Source organism: Antarcticimicrobium sediminis (assembly GCF_004348975.1).
GTDB classification, from domain to species: Bacteria; Pseudomonadota; Alphaproteobacteria; order Rhodobacterales; family Rhodobacteraceae; genus Antarcticimicrobium; species Antarcticimicrobium sediminis.
In genome coordinates, this window is sequence record NZ_SMFP01000001.1 from 562,624 (window position 1) to 584,202 (window position 21,579).

Below are 21,579 nucleotides of genomic sequence, written 5' to 3' on the forward strand. Positions count from 1 at the left end.
GATATTGGAATGACTTTCTTCTATCCGGGCCAGCCCCACTCACAAGACCGGCAAACTGCTTAGCAGTTGGCATGAGTATAGCCCGCGCTTGGTTTCACTTCTGTGACACGGATTACAGATCCAGATCGAAAACGACCCTTTTTCGCCCCTTTTCGCCCTTACCTCAGGTAAACTGTTCCGAGATCAGCCGCTCTTCCAACCCATGCCCCGGATCGAACAGGATCCGATGCTCGATCGCTGAATCAGAGCGGATTTCGACCCAGTCGATATCCATGATCGAAATGGAATCCGCATCCGCCATCACCGGCCGCTTGTCCGGCTCCAGCACGTCAAAGCGCACCTGTGCCGTCTTGGGCAGCAGCGCCCCGCGCCAGCGCCGGGGCCGGAACGCCGCGATCGCGGTCAGCGCCAGCACGTCGGACCCGATCGGCAGGATCGGCCCATGCGCGGAGTAGTTGTAGGCGGTCGAGCCCGCCGGCGTCGCCAGCAAGGCGCCATCGCAAACCAGTTCCGACAGCCGCAGCCGCCCGTCAACCGTGATCCGCAACTTGGCCGCCTGCGGCCCCGCGCGCAGCAGGCTGACCTCGTTGATGGCCAGCGCGTGATGGATCTGGCCCGACTGGTCCTTGGCGGTCATCGACAGCGGGTTGATCACCTCTTCCTCGGCCTCGGACAGCCGCGTCTTCAGATCAACGTCGCTATATTCGTTCATCAGGAACCCGATGGTCCCCCGGTTCATGCCATAGACCGGGGCCGGCAGGTTCTTGGTGGCATGCAGCGTGCGCAGCATGAAGCCGTCGCCGCCCAGCGCCACGATCACATCGGCCGCCTCGGGCGGGACATCGCCATACATCTCGATCAGATCGGCGCGCGCCGTCTGCGCCACCGGGGCCCGACCGGCGAGGAACGCAATTTTCAATGTCATGACAAGAGTTTCCAGTGCTGCGCCTATGGTTCCGAAACAAGCACATCTGCCCCGCCTTGGCCAGCCTTGCCGCGTCATGTTGGCGAAGCGTCGCATTACAGGCTTTTCGCGCGCCCCGCTTTCCAGTAGGAACGCCGCCATCCACCGCAGCTAATGGGAATGACCATGAACGCGCCCACCCCTGATACCGGCTTCTTCACCCAACCCCTCGCCGAGCGCGACCCCGAGATCGCCAAGGCCATTGGTCTTGAGCTGGGTCGCCAGCGCGACGAGATCGAGCTGATCGCGAGCGAGAACATCGTCAGCGCCGCCGTGATGGAGGCGCAAGGCTCGGTGATGACCAACAAATATGCCGAAGGCTATCCCGGTCGGCGCTACTATGGCGGCTGCCAATTCGTCGACATCGCGGAAAACCTCGCCATCGACCGCGCCAAGCAGCTGTTCGGCTGTGAGTTTGCCAATGTGCAGCCCAATTCCGGCTCTCAGGCCAACCAGGGCGTCTATCAGGCGCTGATCCAGCCCGGCGATACCATCCTTGGGATGAGCCTTGATGCCGGTGGCCACCTGACCCACGGCGCCCGCCCGAACCAGTCGGGCAAGTGGTTCAACGCCATTCAATACGGCGTGCGCAAACAAGACAACCTGCTGGACTATGATCAGGTCGCCGAACTGGCGAAAGAACACCAGCCCAAGCTGATCGTCGCGGGCGGCTCGGCCATCCCGCGCCAGATCGACTTTGCCAAGATGCGCGAAATCGCCGACAGCGTCGGGGCCTACCTGATGGTCGACATGGCCCATTTCGCCGGTCTGGTGGCCGCGGGTGAGCACCCCTCGCCCTTCCCGCATGCCCATGTGGTCACCACCACCACTCACAAGACCATGCGCGGCCCGCGCGGCGGCATGATCCTGACCAACGACGAGACCATCGCCAAGAAAGTGAACTCGGCAATCTTCCCCGGCATTCAGGGCGGCCCCTTGATGCATGTGATCTCGGGCAAGGCCGTCGCCTTTGGCGAAGCCCTGCGCCCCGACTTCAAGGTCTACGCCAAACAGGTGATCAAGAACGCTCAGGCGCTTGGCGATCAGCTGATGAAGGGCGGGCTAGATCTGGTCACCGGCGGCACCGACACCCATGTTCTGCTGGTCGATCTGCGCCCCAAGGGCGTCAAGGGCAACGCCACCGAAAAGGCGTTGGAGCGGGCCCATATCACCTGCAACAAGAATGGCGTTCCGTTCGACCCTGAAAAGCCGACCGTGACCAGTGGCATCCGGCTCGGTTCGCCCGCCGGCACCACCCGCGGCTTTGGCGAGGATGAATTCCGCCAGATCGGCGACTGGATCATCGAGGTGGTGGACGGGCTGGCCGCCGATGGCGAAGAGGGCAACGCCGAGATCGAAGCAAAGGTCAAAGCCGAGGTCGCCGCGCTCTGCGCCCGCTTCCCGCTGTATCCCAACCTCTGATCTCGCCGATCACGTGCTTCAGACGGCCGCCTCCGGGCGGCCGTTTTCGTTTCTACCCGACACTAGACGAAGCCGCGCCAACGCAGCAGCGCGATCAACACCGCCGTCAGAAGCAGCACGTTAAAGGCCAGCCCGCCCAGCATCCCCAGCCACCAGCCCTTGCGCCGATCCGCCAGATCAATCGCCTTTAGATGCGCCTCCACCTCGCTCGCGGCGCGCTCCAGCGCCCCGGCATCCAGCGTCAGCCGCAGCTGCGGATGCTGCGCAAAAGGCTCGGCCTCGGCCAGCAGCTTGGCCCGCGACCGGATCCGGCGCGGCAGTTGCGGGCGCGCCTTGCGCAGCACCGCGCGCAGGGTTGTACCGCGCCCGCCCAGCTTGGCGCGCATCAGCTCGGCAATCTCTGCGATCCGGTTCTCGATCTCGGCATGGGTCATGATCGGCCTCTCCTGCCGGGGCAACCTAGCGCCGCGCGCGGCTAGCCTCAATGGGGGCCTCAATGGAGCCGGTGGGGTCTGGCGCAGGGCGCAGCCAGCCGCTATCACAGGCCCCATGCTGACCTATATCACCCATGGCGCTACCACCGATGCGCCACCGCTTCTCATCGTTCACGGGCTCTATGGCTCTGCGCGCAACTGGGGCGTGATCGCCAAACGCCTGTCGGATGAACGCCAAGTCATCACCGTCGACATGCGCAACCACGGGCAAAGCCCCTGGACCGAACGTCACCGCTATGAAGACATGGCTGGGGATCTGGCCAAGGTGATCGACGCCAACGGCGGACGCGCCGATGTTCTGGGCCATTCCATGGGCGGCAAGGCGTCGATGATGCTGGCGCTCACCCATAGCGCGGCGGTGAACCGGCTGCTGGTCGCCGATATCGCCCCGGTGCCCTATGCGCATTCGCAGATGCAGTTCATCGAGGCGATGCGCGCGGTCGATCTCTCCAAGCTCGAAAGACGCTCTGATGCCGAGGCACAGCTGGCCGAGCACGGCGTGGAAAAGGCGCTGCAAAGCTTCTTCACCCAATCGCTCGATCTCAAGGACAAACATTGGCGGCTGAACCTCGACACGCTGGCCGCCGACATGGACCAGATCCTGTCCTTTCCCGAGGTCAGCGGCCACTGGGACGGCCCGGCGCTGTTTCTCGCCGGGTCGGAGTCGGACTATATCCGCCCCGAATACCGCCCGCGCATCCGCGAACTGTTCCCCAATGCGCGCTTTGCCAAGCTCTCTGGTGCCGGCCATTGGCTGCACGCGGAAAAACCGCGCGAATTCGAGGCCACGGTGCGGGCGTTCCTGAACGCCTGAGCCGCCACAAACCGACGCAGTGATATGATCTGTTGAGCACGGACCGCTCCCCGCCGCAAAGCCGGGCGCGGCCCAAAGGCGGTGTGCGGGATTACATCCCCTGGTCGAGCGGTTCGATCATCGGCCCGCCAGCGGCCTTCCAATCGCCAAGCCCGCCCAGATTATAGACCTCACTATAGCCCATATCCTTGAGCAGCTTGCCCGCCAGCGCCGCGCGCCCGCCCGAGGCGCAATGCAGCACCACAGGCCGGTCAAACCGCAACTCCGGGTCATGGAAATCGGTCGCGGGATCGGCGCGAAACTCCAACATGCCGCGCGGAATGTGGTGCGCGCCCACCGCGCGACCGGATTTCTGCAGTTCCGGCGCATCGCGGATATCCAGCAACAGTGCCCCCTGCGCCAGCATCTCCTGCGCCCGCGCCCCGTCGATCCGCGGCACCGCCGCATTCGCGGCTTCCATCATCTGCTGCACTGTCAGCGCCATGTCGCTCTCCCTGTTTGCACGATCTCGCACAAAGGCTAGCACGCGCGCCCGCTAGAGGCCACAGAATCAGGGGGAATTCACATTTAGGTCAGAGGGTTGGTACGGGCGGCGGGACTCGAACCCGCACGGGCTATGCCCTAGGGATTTTAAGTCCCTTGTGTCTACCATTCCACCACGCCCGCGCTCGATCTCGGATCGACGGCCCCGTTCGGAGCCCCCCTGATTTAGCGTCCCACCCGCAAGGGTACAATCGGGATTTTCAACTCCCTCCGCGTGCTCAGCCCTCGATCGCCCCGGCGGCCAGTGGCCCGCCCTCCTTCACCGCCTGCATCGCCACATAGGTCGAGGTGCTCGACACATGCGGCAGGGTCGAGATCCGCTCGGCCAAGACCCGGCGGTATTCGGCCATCGAGTGGGTGCGCACCTTCATCAGATAATCGAAATTCCCCGCGATCAGATGCACTTGCTCGATCTCGCCGATCCGGGACACCGCCGCATTGAACACCGCCAGCGCCGCCTCGCGGGTGTCGGTCAACCGCACCTCGACAAAGGCGACGTGATCCAGCCCCAGCCGGATCGGGTCCACCAGCGCGCGATAGCCGGTGATGATCCCGTCGGCCTCCAACCGCCGCAGCCGCGCCTGCGTCGGCGATTTCGACAGGCCGATCCGCCGCGCCAGATCGGCGATCGAGATCCGCCCATCCTCGGCCAGGACCGCCAGAATCGCCTGATCAAACCGGTCGAGCGCGGTAAAGTCGTTTTGCATCGCAATCCCCACAAATTTCAGACGAATGAACCTTGATTGACATATCAACAGGCGAATGTCCCGTAATTTTGCCGATATACAGGTCCAATACTCACCCACATCGACAGGGGATCGCCATGACCGCCGCCACGCCCGATCTGCGCCACCACATCGACGCCCAGACCTATGCCGATCCCGACGCCGCGCTGGCCCGTTTGATCGACACCGCCGCGCTTTCTCCTGCAGACCGTGCCGCGATCTGCGATCGGGCCGCCGGGCTTGTCCGCGACATCCGCGCCAGCACCGCACCGGGGCTGATGGAGGTGTTTCTGGCCGAATATGGCCTCTCCACCGACGAGGGCGTCGCGCTGATGTGTCTGGCCGAGGCGCTGCTGCGGGTGCCCGATGCCGATACCATCGACGCGCTGATCGAGGACAAGATCGCGCCCTCGGACTGGGGCAAACATCTGGGCCACTCCTCCTCGCCGTTGGTCAATGCCTCGACCTGGGCCTTGATGCTGACGGGCAAGGTGCTGGACGATGAAAAACCCAGCCCGGTCAAGGCCCTGCGCGGGGCCATCAAACGTCTGGGCGAGCCGGTGATCCGCACCGCCGTCGGGCGCGCCATGCGCGAGATGGGGCGTCAGTTCGTGCTCGGCGAAACCATCACCGCCGCCCTGAAACGCGCCGCCGGGATGGAGGCCAAGGGCTTTACCTATTCCTATGACATGCTGGGCGAGGCCGCCCGTACCGAGGCGGATGCGGCGCGCTATCACCTGTCCTATTCCCGCGCCATCACGGCGATTGCCGAGGCCTGCACAAACACCGACATCCGCGACAACCCCGGCATCTCGGTCAAGCTCTCCGCACTGCACCCCCGCTATGAGGTGGCGCAGGAGGCGCGGGTGATGGCGGATCTGGTGCCGCGCCTGCGCGCGCTGGCGCTGCTTGCCAAATCCGCAGGCATGGGGCTGAACATCGACGCCGAAGAGGCCGATCGCCTGTCGCTGTCGCTGCGGGTGATCGACACCGTTCTGGCCGACCCCGCGCTGGCGGGCTGGGATGGCTTTGGCGTGGTGGTTCAGGCCTATGGTCCGCGCGCGCCCTTCGTGCTTGATACCCTGTATGACATGGCCCTGCGCCATGACCGCAAGCTGATGGTGCGGCTGGTCAAGGGCGCCTATTGGGACACCGAGGTCAAGCGCGCCCAGGTCGCGGGAATGGAGGGCTTTCCGGTCTTCACCCGCAAACCGGCGACCGACATCTCCTATATCGCCAATGCGCGCAAACTGCTGGGCATGACCGACCGGATCTATCCGCAGTTCGCCACCCATAACGCCCACACCGTCAGCGCCATCCTGCATATGGCCGCCAATCTCGACACCGATCACCCGTTCGAGTTTCAACGCCTGCACGGCATGGGCGAGACGCTGCACACGCTGGTGATGGGCCAACACAAGACCCGCTGCCGCATCTATGCCCCGGTCGGGGCGCATCGCGACCTGCTCGCCTATCTGGTGCGCCGCTTGCTGGAAAACGGTGCCAACAGCTCTTTTGTCAACCAGATCGTTGACGAGGATGTGCCGCCCGAGGTGGTCGCCGCCTGCCCGTTCGACGCGCTACAGCTTGCCACCGCACCGCTGCCCAGCGGCGCGGACCTGTTCCAGCCCGAACGCCGCAACTCGCGCGGCTTCGATCTCGCCCATGCACCGACGCTCAGCGCCATCGAGCAGGCCCGCGCGCCTTTCGCCACGCAGCAGTGGCACGGCGCGCCGCTCCTTGCCGGGCCAGCCGCGCCAGAGGATCCGCAGCCGATCCACAACCCGGCCCGCCCCGAGGACAGCCCCGGCACCATCGCCTGGGCCAGCGCCGCCGATATCGAAACCGCCCTCTCCAGCGCCCGGATCTGGGATGCCCCCCCAAAGCAGCGCGCCGAGGTGCTGAACCGCGCCGCCGATCTGTACGAGGCGCATTTCGGCGAGATCTTTACCCTCGTCGCGCGCGAAGCGGGCAAGGGCCTGCCCGATGCGGTGGCCGAACTGCGCGAGGCGGTCGATTTCCTGCGCTACTACGCCGCCACCCTCCCCACCGGCACCCCTGCGGGCACCTTTACCTGCATCAGCCCGTGGAACTTTCCGCTCGCCATCTTCACCGGACAGATTGCCGCCGCGCTGGCGACCGGCAACGCGGTGCTGGCCAAACCCGCCGAACAGACGCCGCTGATCGCCCATTTCGCCACCAGCCTGCTGCATCAGGCGGGCGTGCCGCGCAGTGCACTGCAACTGCTCCCCGGTGCCGGGGCGGTGGGGGCGACGTTAACCTCAGATCCCCGCGTCGATGGTGTTGCCTTCACCGGCTCCACCGACACCGCGCGCCTGATCCGCAGCGCCATGGCCGACAACCTCGCCCCCGGCGCACCGCTGATCGCCGAAACGGGGGGCCTCAACGCCATGATCGTGGACAGCACCGCGCTGCCCGAACAGGCAGTGCAGGCCATCGTTGAGAGCGCCTTTCAGTCCGCTGGCCAGCGCTGTTCCGCCCTGCGCTGCCTCTATGTGCAACAGGACGTGGCCGACGACCTGCTGGTCATGCTCAAGGGCGCGATGGCGGCGCTCACCCTCGGTGATCCGTGGTCTCTCTCCACCGATCTCGGCCCGGTGATCGACGCCGAGGCGCAGACCGGGATCACCGCCCATATCGAGCGCGCCCGCGCCGAGGGACGGCTGTTGAAAGAGCTGCCGGTCCCCTCCGACGGCTGTTTCGTGTCCCCCACCCTGATCGAGGTCAACGGCATCGCCGATCTGGATCGCGAGATCTTTGGCCCGGTCCTGCACGTCGCCCGCTTCAAATCCCGCGATCTGGATCGTGTGATCGACGCCATCAACGCCACCGGCTATGGCCTCACTTTCGGGCTGCAAACCCGGATCGACGACCGCGTGCAACATGTGACCGAGCGGCTGCACGCGGGCAATATCTACGTCAACCGCAACCAGATCGGTGCCATCGTCGGCAGCCAACCGTTCGGCGGCGAGGGGCTGTCGGGTACCGGCCCCAAGGCGGGCGGGCCGCATTACATGCCCCGCTTCTGCGCCCCCGACCGGCAGCACAGCGCGCAGGACTGGCCCGACACGATGGCCGATCTGCCCGCGCCCGAGGGCGATGCCCTGCGACCAGATCCCGCCACCCTGCCCGGCCCGACCGGGGAATCGAACCGCCTGTCCCTGATCCCGCGCCCGCCACTGCTCTGCCTCGGCCCCGGCGATAAGGCCGCCACCGAACAAGCCGACGCGGTCCGCGCCCTTGGTGGTCAGGCGATCCGTGCCACCGGCCAGCTCGCCCCCGAGCGGCTGGCGCATCTGGACGGCATCGGCGGCGTGCTTTGGTGGGGCGACGCTGAAACCGCGCGCGCACTCGAGCAGGCGCTCGCGCTACGCGCCGGTCCGATCCTGCCGCTGATCCCCGGCCTGCCCGACCGCGCCCGGGTGATGGGCGAACGCCACGTCTGCGTCGACACCACCGCCGCAGGGGGCAACGCCGCGCTGCTCGGTGGCATGGGCTGACGCCGGGCAACCGGCCAACGGTCAGGTCCAACAAGGTCAGGCGCGCAACCGGTTTCCGCGCTTGACGCCGCCCCGGTTTGGCCGCAGCTTCGCGCCATGCTGCCAATCCGCGATCACAACCCATCAGGGCGCACGCCCTATGTCGTCTACGCCCTGATGGCGCTCAATACCGGCATCTTCCTCACCTATATCGGCCAGCCCGAACAACAGGTGCTGCGCGATGTCTTCCTGCACTGGGCCCTGATCCCCGCCCGCATCAGCCAAGGCAGCGGCTTTGAGACCCTGCTCACCTCAACCTTCCTGCATGGCGGGCTGATGCATCTGGCTGGCAACATGCTGTTTCTATGGATCTTTGGCGACAATCTCGAAGACGAGATGGGCCATGTCCGGTTCCTGCTGTTCTACCTCGCCTGCGGCATCGGCTCCGGGGTGATCCACTTTCTCGCCGCCCCCGGATCCCCGGTGCCCACCGTCGGGGCCTCGGGCGCCATTGCCGGGGTGATGGGCGCCTATCTGCTGCTCTTTCCCAGGGCGCGGGTGGATATCCTGATCATTCTGGTGATCTTCGTGCGCATCCTCGCGATCCCGGCCTGGCTGATGCTGGGGCTCTGGCTGGGGATGCAGTTCCTCGGCGGGCTCAGCGCCGATCCCAATGGCGGCGGCGTGGCCTATTGGGCCCATGCCGGCGGCTTCGCGGTCGGGATCGTGCTGGCCGTACCGCTCTGGCTGCGCCTTGGCGGGCCCCGGTTCTGGGGCCGCACCCACGGCCAGCCGCCACGCCCGCAGGCCCGCTACAAACTCAGCGCCAGCCATATCCCAAGGGTGCCCCGCCGATGACACGACCGAACCGGACCCTGCCTGACGCCCCCGAAACCCGCCGCGCAAGCTGCCACTGCGGCGCCGTGGTGATCGAGGCTTTTCTGCCGCAAGGGCTGGCCTCGGCCCAACGCTGCGACTGCTCGATCTGCCGCCGCCGGGGCCCGGGGGCCGTCACCGCCACCACGACCAGCGTCAAACTGCTGCAAGGCGCCGACAACCTCGGCCTTTACACCTGGGGCACGCAGACCGCGAAACACTATTTCTGCAAGACCTGCGGCATCTACACCCACCACCAGCGGCGCTCGAACCCGGCGGAATGCGGCATCAACATCGGCTGTATCGAAGGCATAGACCCGCGCGATTTCACCGCTATCCCTTGGACCGATGGCGTCAACCACTCCTGCGACCGCACAAAATAATAAAGGGCCCGCCCTCCGGCGCGCCCCGTTTTCCTTTCACCGCAAATATCGCTGCCGGAGGGGTATGGGTTGCATATCACGCTGTCTCATAAGGCCCCATTCCGGCAAAATCTCCGTTTAACCCCAGTTGGTTATCGTGCCACCGGTGCCGCAGATGTTTCAGGCGGCGTCGGTTTCAAACGTGATAATCTGGAGGATACTCTATGACGAAATTCCATTCATTAAGAACTGCAACGCTGAAGTCAACATTCCGCATCTCGGTTCAAATGGCCCGCTGCACCTACTCATCGGCAGCAGGGGTAGGGCAGATGATCCGCCATGTTTTACGCTCGTATCTGGCAAGGACCGCTCTCGAGGGCCGACAACCAAACCATGGCAGTTTCGGCCCGACGAATTGACCCGGAAGGAATGCCCCCCGCCTCAACCGGTTTTATGACAGCGCCCGGCCGGCTCCTTGCATGGCGTCAAACCAGGAACCTCTGATAGTTCCCCTCAAGGCCGTCCACCACCAGCGCCGGTTTTGATCAGCATTTCAATCAAAGTCAGCGCCGACCTTGGTAAGCTTTTCCGGCTTCTGACCAAGACAGAGCGGTCTCGCAAGGCCCAGTCGTCCTCCAATTCCAAAAGCTTGATATCCATGGTTTGAACATGACGACGCGCTGCCGATTCCGGGACAATACCGATCCCTACGCCCGCCTCGATGATCCTGCACATCGCCTCGAAGCTCCGGACCTGAATACGCAAGGTCCGGTTGTATCCATTGCGCCGGAACTGATGGCGTAGAAAGTCCAACAACGTACTGCCTTCGTGCAAACCGATATGTTCAAAGTCGAGCGTTTGACGGAATTGCACCCGGTCATGACTGGAAAGCGGATGATTGTTTGGCACGGCAAGCATCAGGCGATCCGTGGAAAACCGAATTGCTTCAAGGCCGTCGTTGCCAACCTCGCCCGAGATGATCCCCATATCTGCGGAGCCATCGACGACCGAACGAATAATATCGTTGGTCAGGCGCTCCTGAAGATCAACGGTCACGCCTGGCCTGTCTGACAAGAACAGGGCAAGGATCTCGGGCAGGAATTCGGTTACTGCGGTCGTGTTGGCATACAGACGAATATGCCCGACTTCCGCATTCAACATTTCATCCGCCAGAAAATCCATCTGTCGGAGCACCAACCGCGCTTGGCGCAAAAACACTTCGCCCGCAGATGTCAGGCTGATCCCGCGGTTGCCACGCAGAAACAATTGCTGCCCCGTCTCACGCTCCATCGCTTTGATCCGCGCACTTGCGGCTGACACCGAGAGAAAGGCGCGGCCCGCCCCATGGGTCAGGTTGCTACACTCCGCGACGTGTACAAACAGGCGCAAATCCACCAGGTCAATTTTCATGGCCTTCGTCTAGCACGAACGCACCGTTGCGAAAATACGAATTTCCTGAAGGCGCGGGACCTGTCAAAGTTGGATCTTATTGACAGAAGGCGAGGCCAAAATGGACATAGCGCATTTGCAACAGTGGGTCGGCAAAACCGAAACGTATGACGAATGCATTGCCCCGTTTCCGTCAAACGCGCTGGCCGCGACGCTGAACCGTGATGACAGCGAATACATCGCCGGGTCAGCCCTGCCGCCGCTGTGGCATTGGCTGCACTTTCTGCCCATCTTCAAACTCTCGGATGCCGGGTATGATGGGCACGCGGCACTGGGAGGGTTCCTGCCTCCGGTCCCCCTGCCCCGCCGGATGTGGGCGGGCAGCCGATTGAATTTTCACGCGCCAATGTGCATTGGTCGCGTCCTGAAAAAGGTATCGACCGTCAGATCCGTAAAGGCCAAAAACGGTCGATCGGGGCCGTTGGTGTTTGTCACGGTAGGGCACCAGGTGTTTGACGGCGACACGCTCGGCATCGACGAAGAACATGACATCGTCTATCGCCACCCCCCCAGCCCCGATGCACCTGCCCCTGTGCCACCACGGGCCCCCGGAAAATGGTCGTTCTCGCGTGAAATTGACCCTGACCCAGTGCTTCTATTTCGCTATTCCGCGCTGACATTCAACGGCCACCGCATCCATTATGATCGGCCGTTCTGCATCGATACCGAAGGCTACAAAGGGCTGGTTGTCCACGGACCGCTGCTGGCCACCTTGCTGCTTGACCTGCTCCGCCGGGAAATTCCGCAGGCGACGCTTCGCGGCTTCGAATTCAGGGCGATTTCGAGCGTCTTCGACAACGAAACCTTCTCAGTTCATGGCGAAGCTGACGACGACGGCAAAACATTCCAATTGTGGGCACGCAGGCAAGACGGCGGGCTGGCAATGCAAGCAAAGGCGACAATCGAATGAGTTTACCCATGGACACAGACCATCAAGACATCCGCGATGCCGTTCGCGCGCTCTGCGAGACATTCCCGGCGGAGTACCATCGCAAGATCGATGAAGCCCGCGGCTATCCTGAAGAATTTGTCGACGCGCTGACCAAGGCAGGATGGCTCGCCGCGATGATCCCGGAGGAGTTCGGCGGATCGGGGTTAGGCCTGACCGAAGCCAGCATCATCATGGAAGAAATCAACCGCTCCGGAGGCAATTCAGGCGCCTGCCATGGGCAGATGTACAACATGGGCACCCTGCTGCGCCACGGTTCCGAGGCGCAAAAGGCCCAGTATTTGCCGCGCATCGCCAGCGGCGAATTGCGCCTGCAATCGATGGCGGTAACAGAACCAACGACCGGCACCGACACGACCAAGATCAAGACCACAGCCGTGCGCAGGGGCGACCGATATGTGGTGAACGGCCAAAAGGTCTGGATCAGCCGCATTCAGCATTCCGACCTGATGATCCTGCTTGCACGCACCACACCGCTTGATCAGGTCAAACGCAAATCACTGGGCATGTCGATCTTCATGGTCGAGTTGAAGGATGCGATCGGGAATGGCATGGAGGTCAAACCCATCGCCAATATGGTCAACCACGAAACCAACGAAGTGTTCTTCGATGACCTTGAAATTCCTGTCGAAAACCTGATCGGCGAAGAAGGAATGGGCTTTCGCTATATCCTGGATGGTCTCAACGCAGAACGCACATTGATCGCAGCGGAATGCATCGGGGATGGATATTGGTTCATCGACAAGGTCGTCGACTACGTCAAGGAACGCGAGGTCTTTGGCCGCCTGATCGGCCAGAACCAAGGCGTTCAATTTCCCATTGCCGAAGCCAAGATCGAGTTGGAAGCCGCCAACCTAATGCGGTTCCGCGCCTGCGCGCTTTTTGATGCAGGCCAACCCGCGGGCACAGAGGCAAATATGGCCAAATACCTTGCCGCCAAGGCCAGTTGGGAAGCCGCAAACGCCTGCCTGCAGTTTCATGGTGGATTCGGTTTTGCCCATGAATACGACGTCGAGCGCAAATTCCGCGAGACGCGGCTCTATCAGGTCGCGCCAATTTCCACCAACCTGATCCTGTCATATGTCGCCGAACATGTGCTTGATCTTCCGAGGTCCTTTTGATGTTGCCGCTTGATGGAATAACTGTTGTCAGCCTGGAGCATGCAGTCGCCGCCCCCTTTGCCACCCGGCAGTTGGCCGATATGGGCGCGCGGGTGATCAAGATCGAACGCCCCGGTATTGGAGATTTTGCGAGAAATTATGATACCCGCGTCAAGGGTCTTGCATCGCATTTTGTCTGGGCAAATCGCTCCAAGGAAAGCCTGACGCTGGATGTGAAACACCCTGAAGGGTCGGCAATCCTGCACAAACTGATCAAGACCGCCGATGTGGTGGTTCAAAACCTTTCCCCCGGAGCCGCCAAACGGCTGGGGTTGGAGCATGAGGTCTTGAGCAAGGATAATCCCGGCATCATCGTTTGCAATATTTCGGGATACGGGACCGGCGGCCCGGATGAAAAGCGCAAGGCCTATGACCTTCTGATCCAGTCCGAGGCCGGGTTTCTGTCTATCACCGGGACGCCAGAGACCCCCAGCAAGGCCGGAATTTCAGTCGCCGATATCGCAGCCGGGATGTACGCATATTCCAATATTCTGGCCGCCGTCATTCAACGCGGCAGAACCGGGCGCGGTTGCGAAATCGACCTGTCAATGCTCGACGCGATGACGGAGTGGATGGGCTATCCGCTTTATTATGCGTATGACGGCGCGCCGCCTCCGCCGCGGGGGGGTGCGAGCCATGCAACGATTTTTCCCTACGGTCCATTTGTCGTGGGCGATGGTCGCACGGTCATTCTTGGCCTGCAGAATGAACGCGAATGGACAGCCTTTTGCGGTGTCGTTCTGGAAGCCCCCGATCTGGCAGCGGATCCCCGGTTTTCAACCAATAGCGCGCGCGCCGAAGGCAAGGTTGCCCTGACGCAGATCATCACCGACTGCTTTTCAAGCCTGACGACCGAACAGGTTGTCGAACGGCTCGACCGCGCCGGCATCGCAAACGCAAAGATGAACGAAATGGCCGACGTCTGGAACCACGTTCAATTTGAAGCGCGCGATCGCCGGCGTCAGGTTGATACGCCCGCAGGCCCCATTCCCGCGCTGTTGCCGCCCGGTGGCATCGGGCAGCCGCCCCGAATGGATGCCGTGCCCGCGCTTGGTGAGCATACCGCTGCCCTGCTGGAAGAACTGGGATATTCGGACAGCGACATCACCAATCTACGCAACGCGAAGGTGGTCTGACGCCCGATCTCGGCGCGGCCCGCAACTTTAGATCGACGCGACACTGCCCGCCAGGCTGCGCGCGCTGGTGCTTGAGAAATTGTCAACCGCCGACCACACGACACGAGAGGAGGCTTCGCCGATCAATCCATTCGCCTTGGCGCGCAATCCTGTTTCAAGATCATCCGGCGCAATCTTGGCCGACAGATCAAATGAAATCTGGATTGCCCGCCCGTCGCTTGTCGTGATCTCACCCACAGTCGCGGTATCAGAGATCTCTGCATCCCCGATAACCTCGACCTTTTCTGCGAAGGCTTGCAGAAATGGATCGGCGCAAAGATCATCGGTGAAACTGCTATCGGCGGATGTGCTGATACCTTTTACGACCAAACCGGCAAGCCACGCATAGCTGAACTTGACCTCTAGCCCGCTGCGTGGCGCTTTCTTGTCACAGACCGTCAACCAACGTGGATTGACGCGAATTTTGATATGCGCCACCTGATCGGCGGGCAACGCAGAGGCGGCCAAGCCGCCACGCAAGGCTTCGATCATTGCATGTGTGCCATGACAACAAGCATGCAACTTGTATTTGATGTCTTCGAACAGGAACGTATCTTGCGCCGAAATGCTCCACGGTCCGGCCACTCGGGTGTGGGTTTCGAAAAACCCCTGCGGCCCGAAAATGCCATCATCACTTGACGTGAAACCCAGTTTGGCAAGTTTGGCAGCCTCGACGCCATTGGCGGCAGCGATCCCGGCATTATACGGTTTTCCCATCGTTCCGAATTGGGATTTAAGGCCGGACGCGCGGGTTGCGACCAGACCAAGCGCGTTGCGGAACTCATCTTGCGTCAAACCCAACAGCCGACCGACGGCCACTGTTGCGCCAAAGGCTCCTGCCGTCGCAGTCTGATGAAAGCCGCGCTGGTAATGCTCGCTCCCCAAGGCCATGCCCAACCGCACCGCCGCTTCGGCACCAACAAGAAAGGCATCAATCATGTCCGCGGCGCTGGCGTCCGTTTCTTCTGCCATCGCCATTGCAGCCGGATAGACACCGACCGACAAATGCCCGACATGGGCAAAATGGGTATCGTCATAGTCAAGCGCGTGGCTGATCGTGCCATTGGCCAAGGCTGCAGCACGTGCAGGTACACGAAGCCCGCCAAACACTGTTGCAATCTGCACCCCACCTTCGTCGCCCACCAATCTCTTGATGATACGCGACAGAGGTTCGTTTTGGCCTGCCAGACCAACTGTGATCCAATCGAACAGTGAAAACCGCGCCAGTCTTCTGGCGGAGTCGGGGATTGCATCGGTGGGAGTCATCGCCAGTGCAACCAGCTGGTCCAGGGCTTCGCTCATTTTTCATGTCTCTTCGTTTTCCGCGTTGGCCCGACGTCAATGCACCGCCGCATACATCAGCTTTTCTTCAGTGGCATCGAGGGGGGAAAACTCTTCAACGACCTTGCCTTGGCGCGCCACCAAAAGGCGGTCAGAGAGTTGCATGACCTCGGGCAGATAGGACGAGATCACCACCACCGCTTTGCCTTCATCGGCAAGCCGATTGATGATCTCGTGGATTTCCGCAATGGCCCCGACATCAACGCCCCGGGTTGGCTCGTCAAAGATGACGAGGTCGGGATCCTGCACCAATGACTTGGCAATCACCACCTTTTGCTGGTTGCCGCCAGACAGTTCGATCACCTCCGCATTTTGCGTCACTGCACGAACCTGAAGCGATTTCACCCATTGATCCCCGACCTGATCCATTTCCGATTTCTTGAGCCAGAACCGCGCCGATTTCCCCTTGGTCAGCAGACCCAGAAAAATGTTGGCCTTGATCGACATCGTCTCAAAGAACCCTTCGACCTTTCGGTCTTCGGTGATGTAAGCAACGCCGTCCTGCACGCTGGGTGCTGGCACCAGATAGCGCACGGCCTTGCCGTGCAGAAACACCTCACCGCCATTGCGGTAGTTGCGCTTAATCGCCCCGGACACCACCTTGAACGTCTCGGTCCGGCCCGATCCAACCAAGCCAAAGATGCCGGTGACCTGCCCTTTGAACACCGACAGAGAGTTGTTCTTGACCACCCCGGCGGCGCGCAGATTCTGAATGCTCAGGATACGCTCGCCCGCAGGCCGGGCCACGGTTTTCTTTGCATTATAGAGCTCTTCGGTCAATTCGCGGCCAACCATGGCCTGAATGATCCGGTCCCGGTTAAAATTTTCTGTCTTGTCGGTCACCACATGTTTACCATCGCGCAAGATAGTAATTCGATCAGAAATTTCCAGCGCCTCTTCCAAAGCGTGCGAGATAAAAATCACCGCAACGCCATGACTTTTTAGGGTTTTCACCAGATCAAAGAAGTGGCGCTTTTCTTCGGGCGTCAGGGTCGCAGTTGGTTCGTCAAACACGACGACGCGCGCATCCAGAAGCATCGCGCGAGCGATTTCCACCATCTGTTTCTTGGCGGCCCCCAGCGACGATACCATCTGGGTCGGGTCCACATCAAAACTGAGCGATTGCATGAATTGTTGCGCGGTGATGTTGACACCACGGATACGGTTAAAGAATTTCTCATTCCCCAGAAACAGGTTCTGCGCGACCGTCATTGACGGCACCAGGCTGGTTTCCTGGAACACCATGGCGATGCCGATCCTTACCGCCTCGGCAGGGGATTTGATTTGGATGGGGGCGTCTTCAAACAGGATTTCACCGGAGTTCGGATGAACCACCCCAGCCATCATTTTGGTCAGGGTCGATTTGCCGGCGCCGTTTTCGCCCAGAACGGCGTGAACCTCGCCTTCCATCAGATCGAAATTGACGCCGTCAACCGCGGCGGCCTTCCCGTAAAGCTTGGTGATGCCGCGCATTTCAAGAATAGTTTTCATGCTGCGTTCTCCCCAAAAAGCGTCGCGCGTGTTTTGAGGATGGACATCTTGACGATGCGCCCACTGCCCTTGGACAAGGCGTAAAGCGTGTCCCCGACCTGCGCGGCCGCACATATCCCATGGTGGCGCCCGCCAACGCGGCTGTGCAAGGAATATTGCGGCGTCAAGTTCGCATCATACCGCACCAACAAGCCATAGGATCGTGGCGGTGCCCAAGGCTTGAGGATGCCCATCTGTTTCACCCCGCCGCCCTGCAGCGGTTCCAGATAATCAGAGCCCGAGCCAAAGCTGGGCGATATCCAGAAGCGCGGATCAATGGTGGCCATCATTTCGGTGCGATAGTCTTTTTCTTTCAACACGAATTCGACCAATTGGGTGCGGCTGCAAAACAGGCTGAGCCAGAAACCACCGCCCTCGGCCGGGGCAAAGCGGCAAGGGTAGCCGGGTAAGCGATCAATGGCCGGGCCTGCGCGTTTGTCAGCGACATGCGACACCCTATGGTTCCAGCTTTCAGAAACGAGTACGCCGGTTTCTTGACTGGTATAGGCGCCGAAGGCATAGCCCAATCCGGACGCAAGCACCCGTGCGTTGCCGCCCTGCGCATCAAGGGCGATCAAGCGGCCATCTTTTTTGTTGTTCATCAAGTCCCAGGCCCAATCGTCGCAGCCATAGGATTTGGACCCGTCGCAGACCAACAGACCGCCCTCCGGTGCCGGGTAAAGCGCAGTGACAGCCGTCAGATTTCGACCATCAACAGTATCGATTGAAACATGTGCATCCGTCCCGACCCCAATCACAACCGTGTCGCCCAATCCGACGGCGAGGCGACCATCTGACAATTGGGCAAGCGCGGTAACGGGGCGATCGAAGGCAGCAATTTCCGAGAGCGAACCGGTGGCAGAAACTTCAACGACGGTGTTTTCGCAAGCCGCCAACAGGCGGTTGTCCGCGCCTGCCACGAGGTCAGAAAACCCAGAATGCTCGGCCAGAATATCGGCTTCTTCGAGAAGGCTATTGGGTTTGAACGCCCCGTCAAAAACCGGGATCGACAGGCTTTTCCCACGGGTGTTGCCACGCGACCCGATCCAGCTGATCAGATTATCCAACATGATATTTTCCACTTGAAACAAAGGTTTCATCCGCTCCGTCAAGCTTGATCCGACCGATGCGATTGTTATAAATCCCGCCGATATAAAGGTAGCCTTTGTGTTCGCGCATTGACGTGATCATCGGGTGGTTTTCACCGTGCATATCCCACAGCACATCCAGAATTTCGCCCGCCTCGTTGAATTTGACGATACAGCCCGTGTTGATGTTCGGAGCCAGCCACTCATCGCCGGGCAGTTGTTTGGCCATTCGGCGTCGGAAGCCTGGTTTGCGCATGGCAAGGTCGAACACCTGACTGCGCATGCCCATGATCGCCAGCCAGAAATTGCCGTCCGAGGCCACGTTGATGTTGTCGGGATAGCCCAGCAAATTGTCGATCACCATCTCGACATCGCCCTTTTTCGGGCCGTCAAACCAATAGCGTTTGATCGAGCATTTCCAGCTTTCGGCAAACAGGATGCTTTGGCCGTCAGACCCCAGCACGATGCCGTTGGGAAAGGTCAGATGGCGCAGAACGGTCGTCGTTTTTTTGTGCTTGGGATCGTACAGGATGATCCGGCCATTGCCCCGCCCTTCAAGCGCGTCTGTCTGCCATTCGTGCATTTCATAGCGCACCGTAGCCTCAGAAAACAGGATGCGGCCATCAGGCAGAATGTCCAGATCATCGGCCAGTTTCAGGCGACTGTCATCAATGACCGAAAGGAGCGAACGGTTCGTTTCATCGGTGATCAATTCAACCTCTCGGTCTGCGGTGACCCGGTACAGGCCCATACCACCGACACAGACGTAAAGGTTGTAGCCAGCATCGAATGCCATACCAAGAGGCTGTCCACCGATGCGAGCATAGACTTCATGGCGTTTATAATCGGGCGCGAAAAAGCGGATGATTTCGCCGTGGCGGTTGCCGCTATAAAGGTTGTCGTCTGCGTCCAGGATCACGTCTTCAGGCGCTTCGATCATGCCCAAGCCGATGGTCTCGACATTCTTGAGCCGGTCATTGGGCGCGAATGCGGCGTTGGGGGCGGCAACGTCATCGGGCATTTCCGGCAGTTTCAGATAGGCCGGGCTGACATACATTTCCTGCACCGCCTTGTGGCGATTCTTGAACCAGCGGATGTCCAACGCGGCGGCCAGTAACAGGATCGTGGCCAGAATGATCCGCGCCGTGCCAGCCGAAGTGGCCATACGAAGCAACCCATTGGTGAGCAGCAAAATGATGAGTGTGCCAAGGATCGCTTTCATGACCGAACCTTTGCCGCCGCCCAGCCGGATCCCGCCCAGAATGGCCGCGGTCAGCACGGTAATTTCCAGCCCTACCCCGGTATCGGCGCCGGGACTGGCCAGCCGCGCGGCATAGAAGATGGCAGATGCGGACGTCAGAGCACCCGAAGCGACATAAGACAGCGCGACAATGCGGTTGACCGGCAGGCCGATGTTGTAGGCAGAGCGGCGATTGCCCCCCACAGCCAGCAGCCACCAGCCGGGGCGCAGACGTGTCAAAAGGATGTGACAGAAAAGCGCGACGATACCAAATGCCCAAACTGCGGTCGGAACCGAAAGGATCGAGCCGTAGCCCATCGTGTCCCACATCGGCGAGTCAGGAAAATTGGACGAAATCGGCACAGCCACTTTGACGTTGATCAGGTCGTGGATCGACTTGAAAACAATCAACGTAACCATCGTCGTCAGAAAGGCGCGCATCCGGAAGTAGCCAATCAGGATTCCGTTCACGGCCCCCAAAAGCCCACCAAATACCAGCGTGATCGCGATCGATGCAGGCAGCGGCAGCTGCCATACATGCATGCAATACAGAACCAGCAGGTTGCAGAGCGCGAAAATTGACGCAACGCTCAGGTCAATGCCACCCACAATCAAGACCAGCGAGATCCCAAGCACCACAAAACCAAGCTCGCTTGCTTGCCGGAAATTGTCCGACAGGTTGGCAGGTGAAATGAAATTCTCGATCTGAGTACTGAAGAACACGATCGTGAAAATGAGGACAGCCAAAGGAACAGCCGTTTCCATCCACGATTTCTGAAGGATCTCTCCGAATATCTGGTCAGGCCAATATTTGTACCGGAGTCTGCTTATGGTCTTCATCATGTTTTCAGGTCCGTTGAGGTTATGCTAGTGGATCAGCATTGTGTCGGGTGCCGAAAGGTCGGCACCCGACAGGGACAAATCCCGTGTTAGCGAAGCGAGTCCAACGTCCAGCAATCTTGCTGATCGACATTGTCAGCGGTGAATTCCACCAACGGCGTGTACAGAACCGTCTTGGTCGATCCGACTTCATTCGTATCTTGAAGGGCTGAGGAGATCAGTGCGTTCAGGTCACGCCCCTGACCGGGAACATCATAGCTGACATAGTGATCCCACATCCCTTCACGGATGCCTCTGCAAGACAGTTCGCCACCGCCCCCCGATGTGGACACGAACACCTGGTCACTCAAACCGGCTTCGTCGAGCGCCGCAGCGGTACCGATATCGGGAGCATCCCAAACGCCAAGGGTCGCACACAGGTCGGGATGCTGTTGAACGACCACCTGGGTGATGGATTTCGCCTTGGAGGATTCATAGGATCCGGTGGACTGAATGCCGACCACTTCCATCGAGGCATTGTCGTTCAGGATATTTTCATATCCGCGCAACATGTAGGCTGAAAATGGGCTTGTCGGAGGACCGGCGAGGATAAGCACTTTGCCCGGCTTCTCCGCCGAAGCGCAGTGCTCTACCGCAGCGCGGGCCTGCGCCTCACCAATGGCGACCACGTCAGCACCGACAAAGCCGGTTGTCAGGATGTTGGTCTTCATATTCAGCTGAATCACGTGGATCCCGGCATCCTCGGCGCGCTTCAGCAGCCGTGCATAAGATTGCACGTCAGGGTTTTGCACCACGATGACGTCGGGTTTTTCCGAGATCAAAGAGGTGATCGTCTGCGCCCCTGCAGCCGTATTGAAGTTCGAATTCCGAACCTCATAGTGATATCCCAGCGCCTCTGCCTGATTGGCCATGATCTTGGACCAACCTTCAGTCAGGTCCAGCCCCATAAAGACCGGAACAAAGACAACCTTGCGATCCTTCATCGTCGCGTAATAGTCATCGCGCGCCGGATCGTTGATGCTTTGCTGAGCAATTGCAGTGCCTCCGATTGTCATAGACATGACTGCGGCGGCCGCAAAGGTAAGCTTATTGGATAGTTTCATGGTT

Annotated in this window: 18 protein-coding genes and 1 tRNA gene; 8 read left to right on the forward strand and 11 right to left on the reverse strand. The window is 60.8% G+C overall.

Going from position 1 to position 21,579, the window contains the following annotated elements; all coding sequences use genetic code 11:
- Positions 1–163: 163 nt before the first annotated feature.
- Positions 164–925 carry an NAD kinase gene (locus tag E1B25_RS02660; RefSeq protein ID WP_132827117.1) on the reverse strand — a complete coding sequence of 254 codons (762 nt, stop codon included), beginning with the start codon at positions 923–925 and terminating at the stop codon, positions 164–166.
- 165 nt (positions 926–1,090) lie between these two features.
- Here E1B25_RS02660 and glyA point away from each other — a divergent pair, with 165 nt between their 5' ends.
- Positions 1,091–2,386: a serine hydroxymethyltransferase gene (glyA, locus tag E1B25_RS02665; protein ID WP_132827118.1), complete on the forward strand. Its 1,296-nt coding sequence runs from the start codon at positions 1,091–1,093 to the stop codon at positions 2,384–2,386.
- Between the two features lie 62 nt (positions 2,387–2,448).
- Here the strand turns inward: glyA and E1B25_RS02670 are convergent, their stop codons facing one another.
- A complete protein-coding gene (locus tag E1B25_RS02670; RefSeq protein ID WP_132827119.1) occupies positions 2,449–2,820 on the reverse strand; it encodes a hypothetical protein in 372 nt (123 codons plus the stop codon).
- A gap of 115 nt (positions 2,821–2,935) precedes the next feature.
- Here E1B25_RS02670 and E1B25_RS02675 point away from each other — a divergent pair, with 115 nt between their 5' ends.
- Positions 2,936–3,694, forward strand: a complete 759-nt coding sequence (locus E1B25_RS02675) for an alpha/beta fold hydrolase (protein ID WP_132827120.1) — start codon at positions 2,936–2,938, stop codon at positions 3,692–3,694.
- A 91-nt stretch (positions 3,695–3,785) separates the two neighbouring features.
- On the opposite strand, the gene E1B25_RS02680 is transcribed toward E1B25_RS02675, so the two are convergent.
- From E1B25_RS02680 to E1B25_RS02690, 3 genes are all read right to left on the reverse strand, one after another.
- Positions 3,786–4,178, reverse strand: a complete 393-nt coding sequence (locus tag E1B25_RS02680) for a rhodanese-like domain-containing protein (RefSeq protein ID WP_132827121.1) — start codon at positions 4,176–4,178, stop codon at positions 3,786–3,788.
- Positions 4,179–4,275: 97 nt separating this feature from the next.
- A tRNA-Leu gene (locus tag E1B25_RS02685) sits at positions 4,276–4,360 on the reverse strand.
- A 95-nt stretch (positions 4,361–4,455) separates the two neighbouring features.
- The gene (locus E1B25_RS02690) at positions 4,456–4,944 is read right to left on the reverse strand and encodes an Lrp/AsnC family transcriptional regulator (RefSeq protein ID WP_132827122.1); all 489 of its coding nucleotides are present in this window, start codon (positions 4,942–4,944) and stop codon (positions 4,456–4,458) included.
- A gap of 116 nt (positions 4,945–5,060) precedes the next feature.
- On the opposite strand from E1B25_RS02690, the gene putA reads away from it, so the two are divergent.
- From putA to E1B25_RS02705, 3 genes are all read left to right on the forward strand, one after another.
- Positions 5,061–8,483: a bifunctional proline dehydrogenase/L-glutamate gamma-semialdehyde dehydrogenase PutA gene (gene putA / locus E1B25_RS02695; protein WP_132827123.1), complete on the forward strand. Its 3,423-nt coding sequence runs from the start codon at positions 5,061–5,063 to the stop codon at positions 8,481–8,483.
- A 96-nt stretch (positions 8,484–8,579) separates the two neighbouring features.
- Positions 8,580–9,320 (forward strand): rhomboid family intramembrane serine protease, encoded by a 741-nt coding sequence (locus tag E1B25_RS02700; protein ID WP_132827124.1) that lies wholly within the window; start codon positions 8,580–8,582, stop codon positions 9,318–9,320.
- The gene (locus E1B25_RS02705; protein ID WP_132827125.1) at positions 9,317–9,721 is read left to right on the forward strand and encodes a GFA family protein; all 405 of its coding nucleotides are present in this window, start codon (positions 9,317–9,319) and stop codon (positions 9,719–9,721) included. The genes E1B25_RS02700 and E1B25_RS02705 overlap by 4 nt, the downstream gene beginning before the upstream one ends.
- 492 nt (positions 9,722–10,213) lie before the next feature.
- Here the strand turns inward: E1B25_RS02705 and E1B25_RS02710 are convergent, their stop codons facing one another.
- A complete protein-coding gene (locus tag E1B25_RS02710; protein ID WP_132827126.1) occupies positions 10,214–11,110 on the reverse strand; it encodes a LysR substrate-binding domain-containing protein in 897 nt (298 codons plus the stop codon).
- Positions 11,111–11,210: 100 nt separating this feature from the next.
- Here E1B25_RS02710 and E1B25_RS02715 point away from each other — a divergent pair, with 100 nt between their 5' ends.
- The 3 genes from E1B25_RS02715 to E1B25_RS02725 are packed head-to-tail and all read left to right on the forward strand — an operon-like array spanning position 11,211 to position 14,394.
- Entirely contained in the window at positions 11,211–12,059 is an 849-nt protein-coding gene (locus E1B25_RS02715; RefSeq protein ID WP_132827127.1) for an HTD2 family dehydratase, read from the forward strand.
- 8 nt (positions 12,060–12,067) lie between these two features.
- Positions 12,068–13,219 (forward strand): acyl-CoA dehydrogenase family protein, encoded by a 1,152-nt coding sequence (locus tag E1B25_RS02720; protein ID WP_206338489.1) that lies wholly within the window; start codon positions 12,068–12,070, stop codon positions 13,217–13,219.
- On the forward strand, positions 13,219–14,394 hold the full coding sequence (locus E1B25_RS02725; RefSeq protein ID WP_132827129.1) for a CaiB/BaiF CoA transferase family protein: 1,176 nt from the start codon (positions 13,219–13,221) through the stop codon (positions 14,392–14,394). Before E1B25_RS02720 ends, E1B25_RS02725 begins: the two co-directional genes overlap by 1 nt.
- A 27-nt stretch (positions 14,395–14,421) precedes the next feature.
- Here E1B25_RS02725 and E1B25_RS02730 read toward each other — a convergent pair whose 3' ends face one another.
- The 5 genes from E1B25_RS02730 to E1B25_RS02750 all read right to left on the reverse strand — a co-directional run bounded on the left by E1B25_RS02730 (position 14,422) and on the right by E1B25_RS02750 (position 21,575).
- The gene (locus tag E1B25_RS02730) at positions 14,422–15,735 is read right to left on the reverse strand and encodes an MmgE/PrpD family protein (RefSeq protein ID WP_132827130.1); all 1,314 of its coding nucleotides are present in this window, start codon (positions 15,733–15,735) and stop codon (positions 14,422–14,424) included.
- Positions 15,736–15,771: 36 nt separating this feature from the next.
- The gene (locus E1B25_RS02735) at positions 15,772–17,265 is read right to left on the reverse strand and encodes a sugar ABC transporter ATP-binding protein (protein ID WP_132827131.1); all 1,494 of its coding nucleotides are present in this window, start codon (positions 17,263–17,265) and stop codon (positions 15,772–15,774) included.
- The gene (locus E1B25_RS02740; protein WP_165937534.1) at positions 17,262–18,374 is read right to left on the reverse strand and encodes a hypothetical protein; all 1,113 of its coding nucleotides are present in this window, start codon (positions 18,372–18,374) and stop codon (positions 17,262–17,264) included. The genes E1B25_RS02735 and E1B25_RS02740 overlap by 4 nt, the downstream gene beginning before the upstream one ends.
- On the reverse strand, positions 18,364–20,379 hold the full coding sequence (locus tag E1B25_RS02745; protein ID WP_245510587.1) for an ABC transporter permease: 2,016 nt from the start codon (positions 20,377–20,379) through the stop codon (positions 18,364–18,366). Before E1B25_RS02745 ends, E1B25_RS02740 begins: the two co-directional genes overlap by 11 nt.
- 182 nt (positions 20,380–20,561) lie before the next feature.
- The gene (locus E1B25_RS02750) at positions 20,562–21,575 is read right to left on the reverse strand and encodes a sugar ABC transporter substrate-binding protein (protein ID WP_132827134.1); all 1,014 of its coding nucleotides are present in this window, start codon (positions 21,573–21,575) and stop codon (positions 20,562–20,564) included.
- Positions 21,576–21,579: the final 4 nt, after the last annotated feature.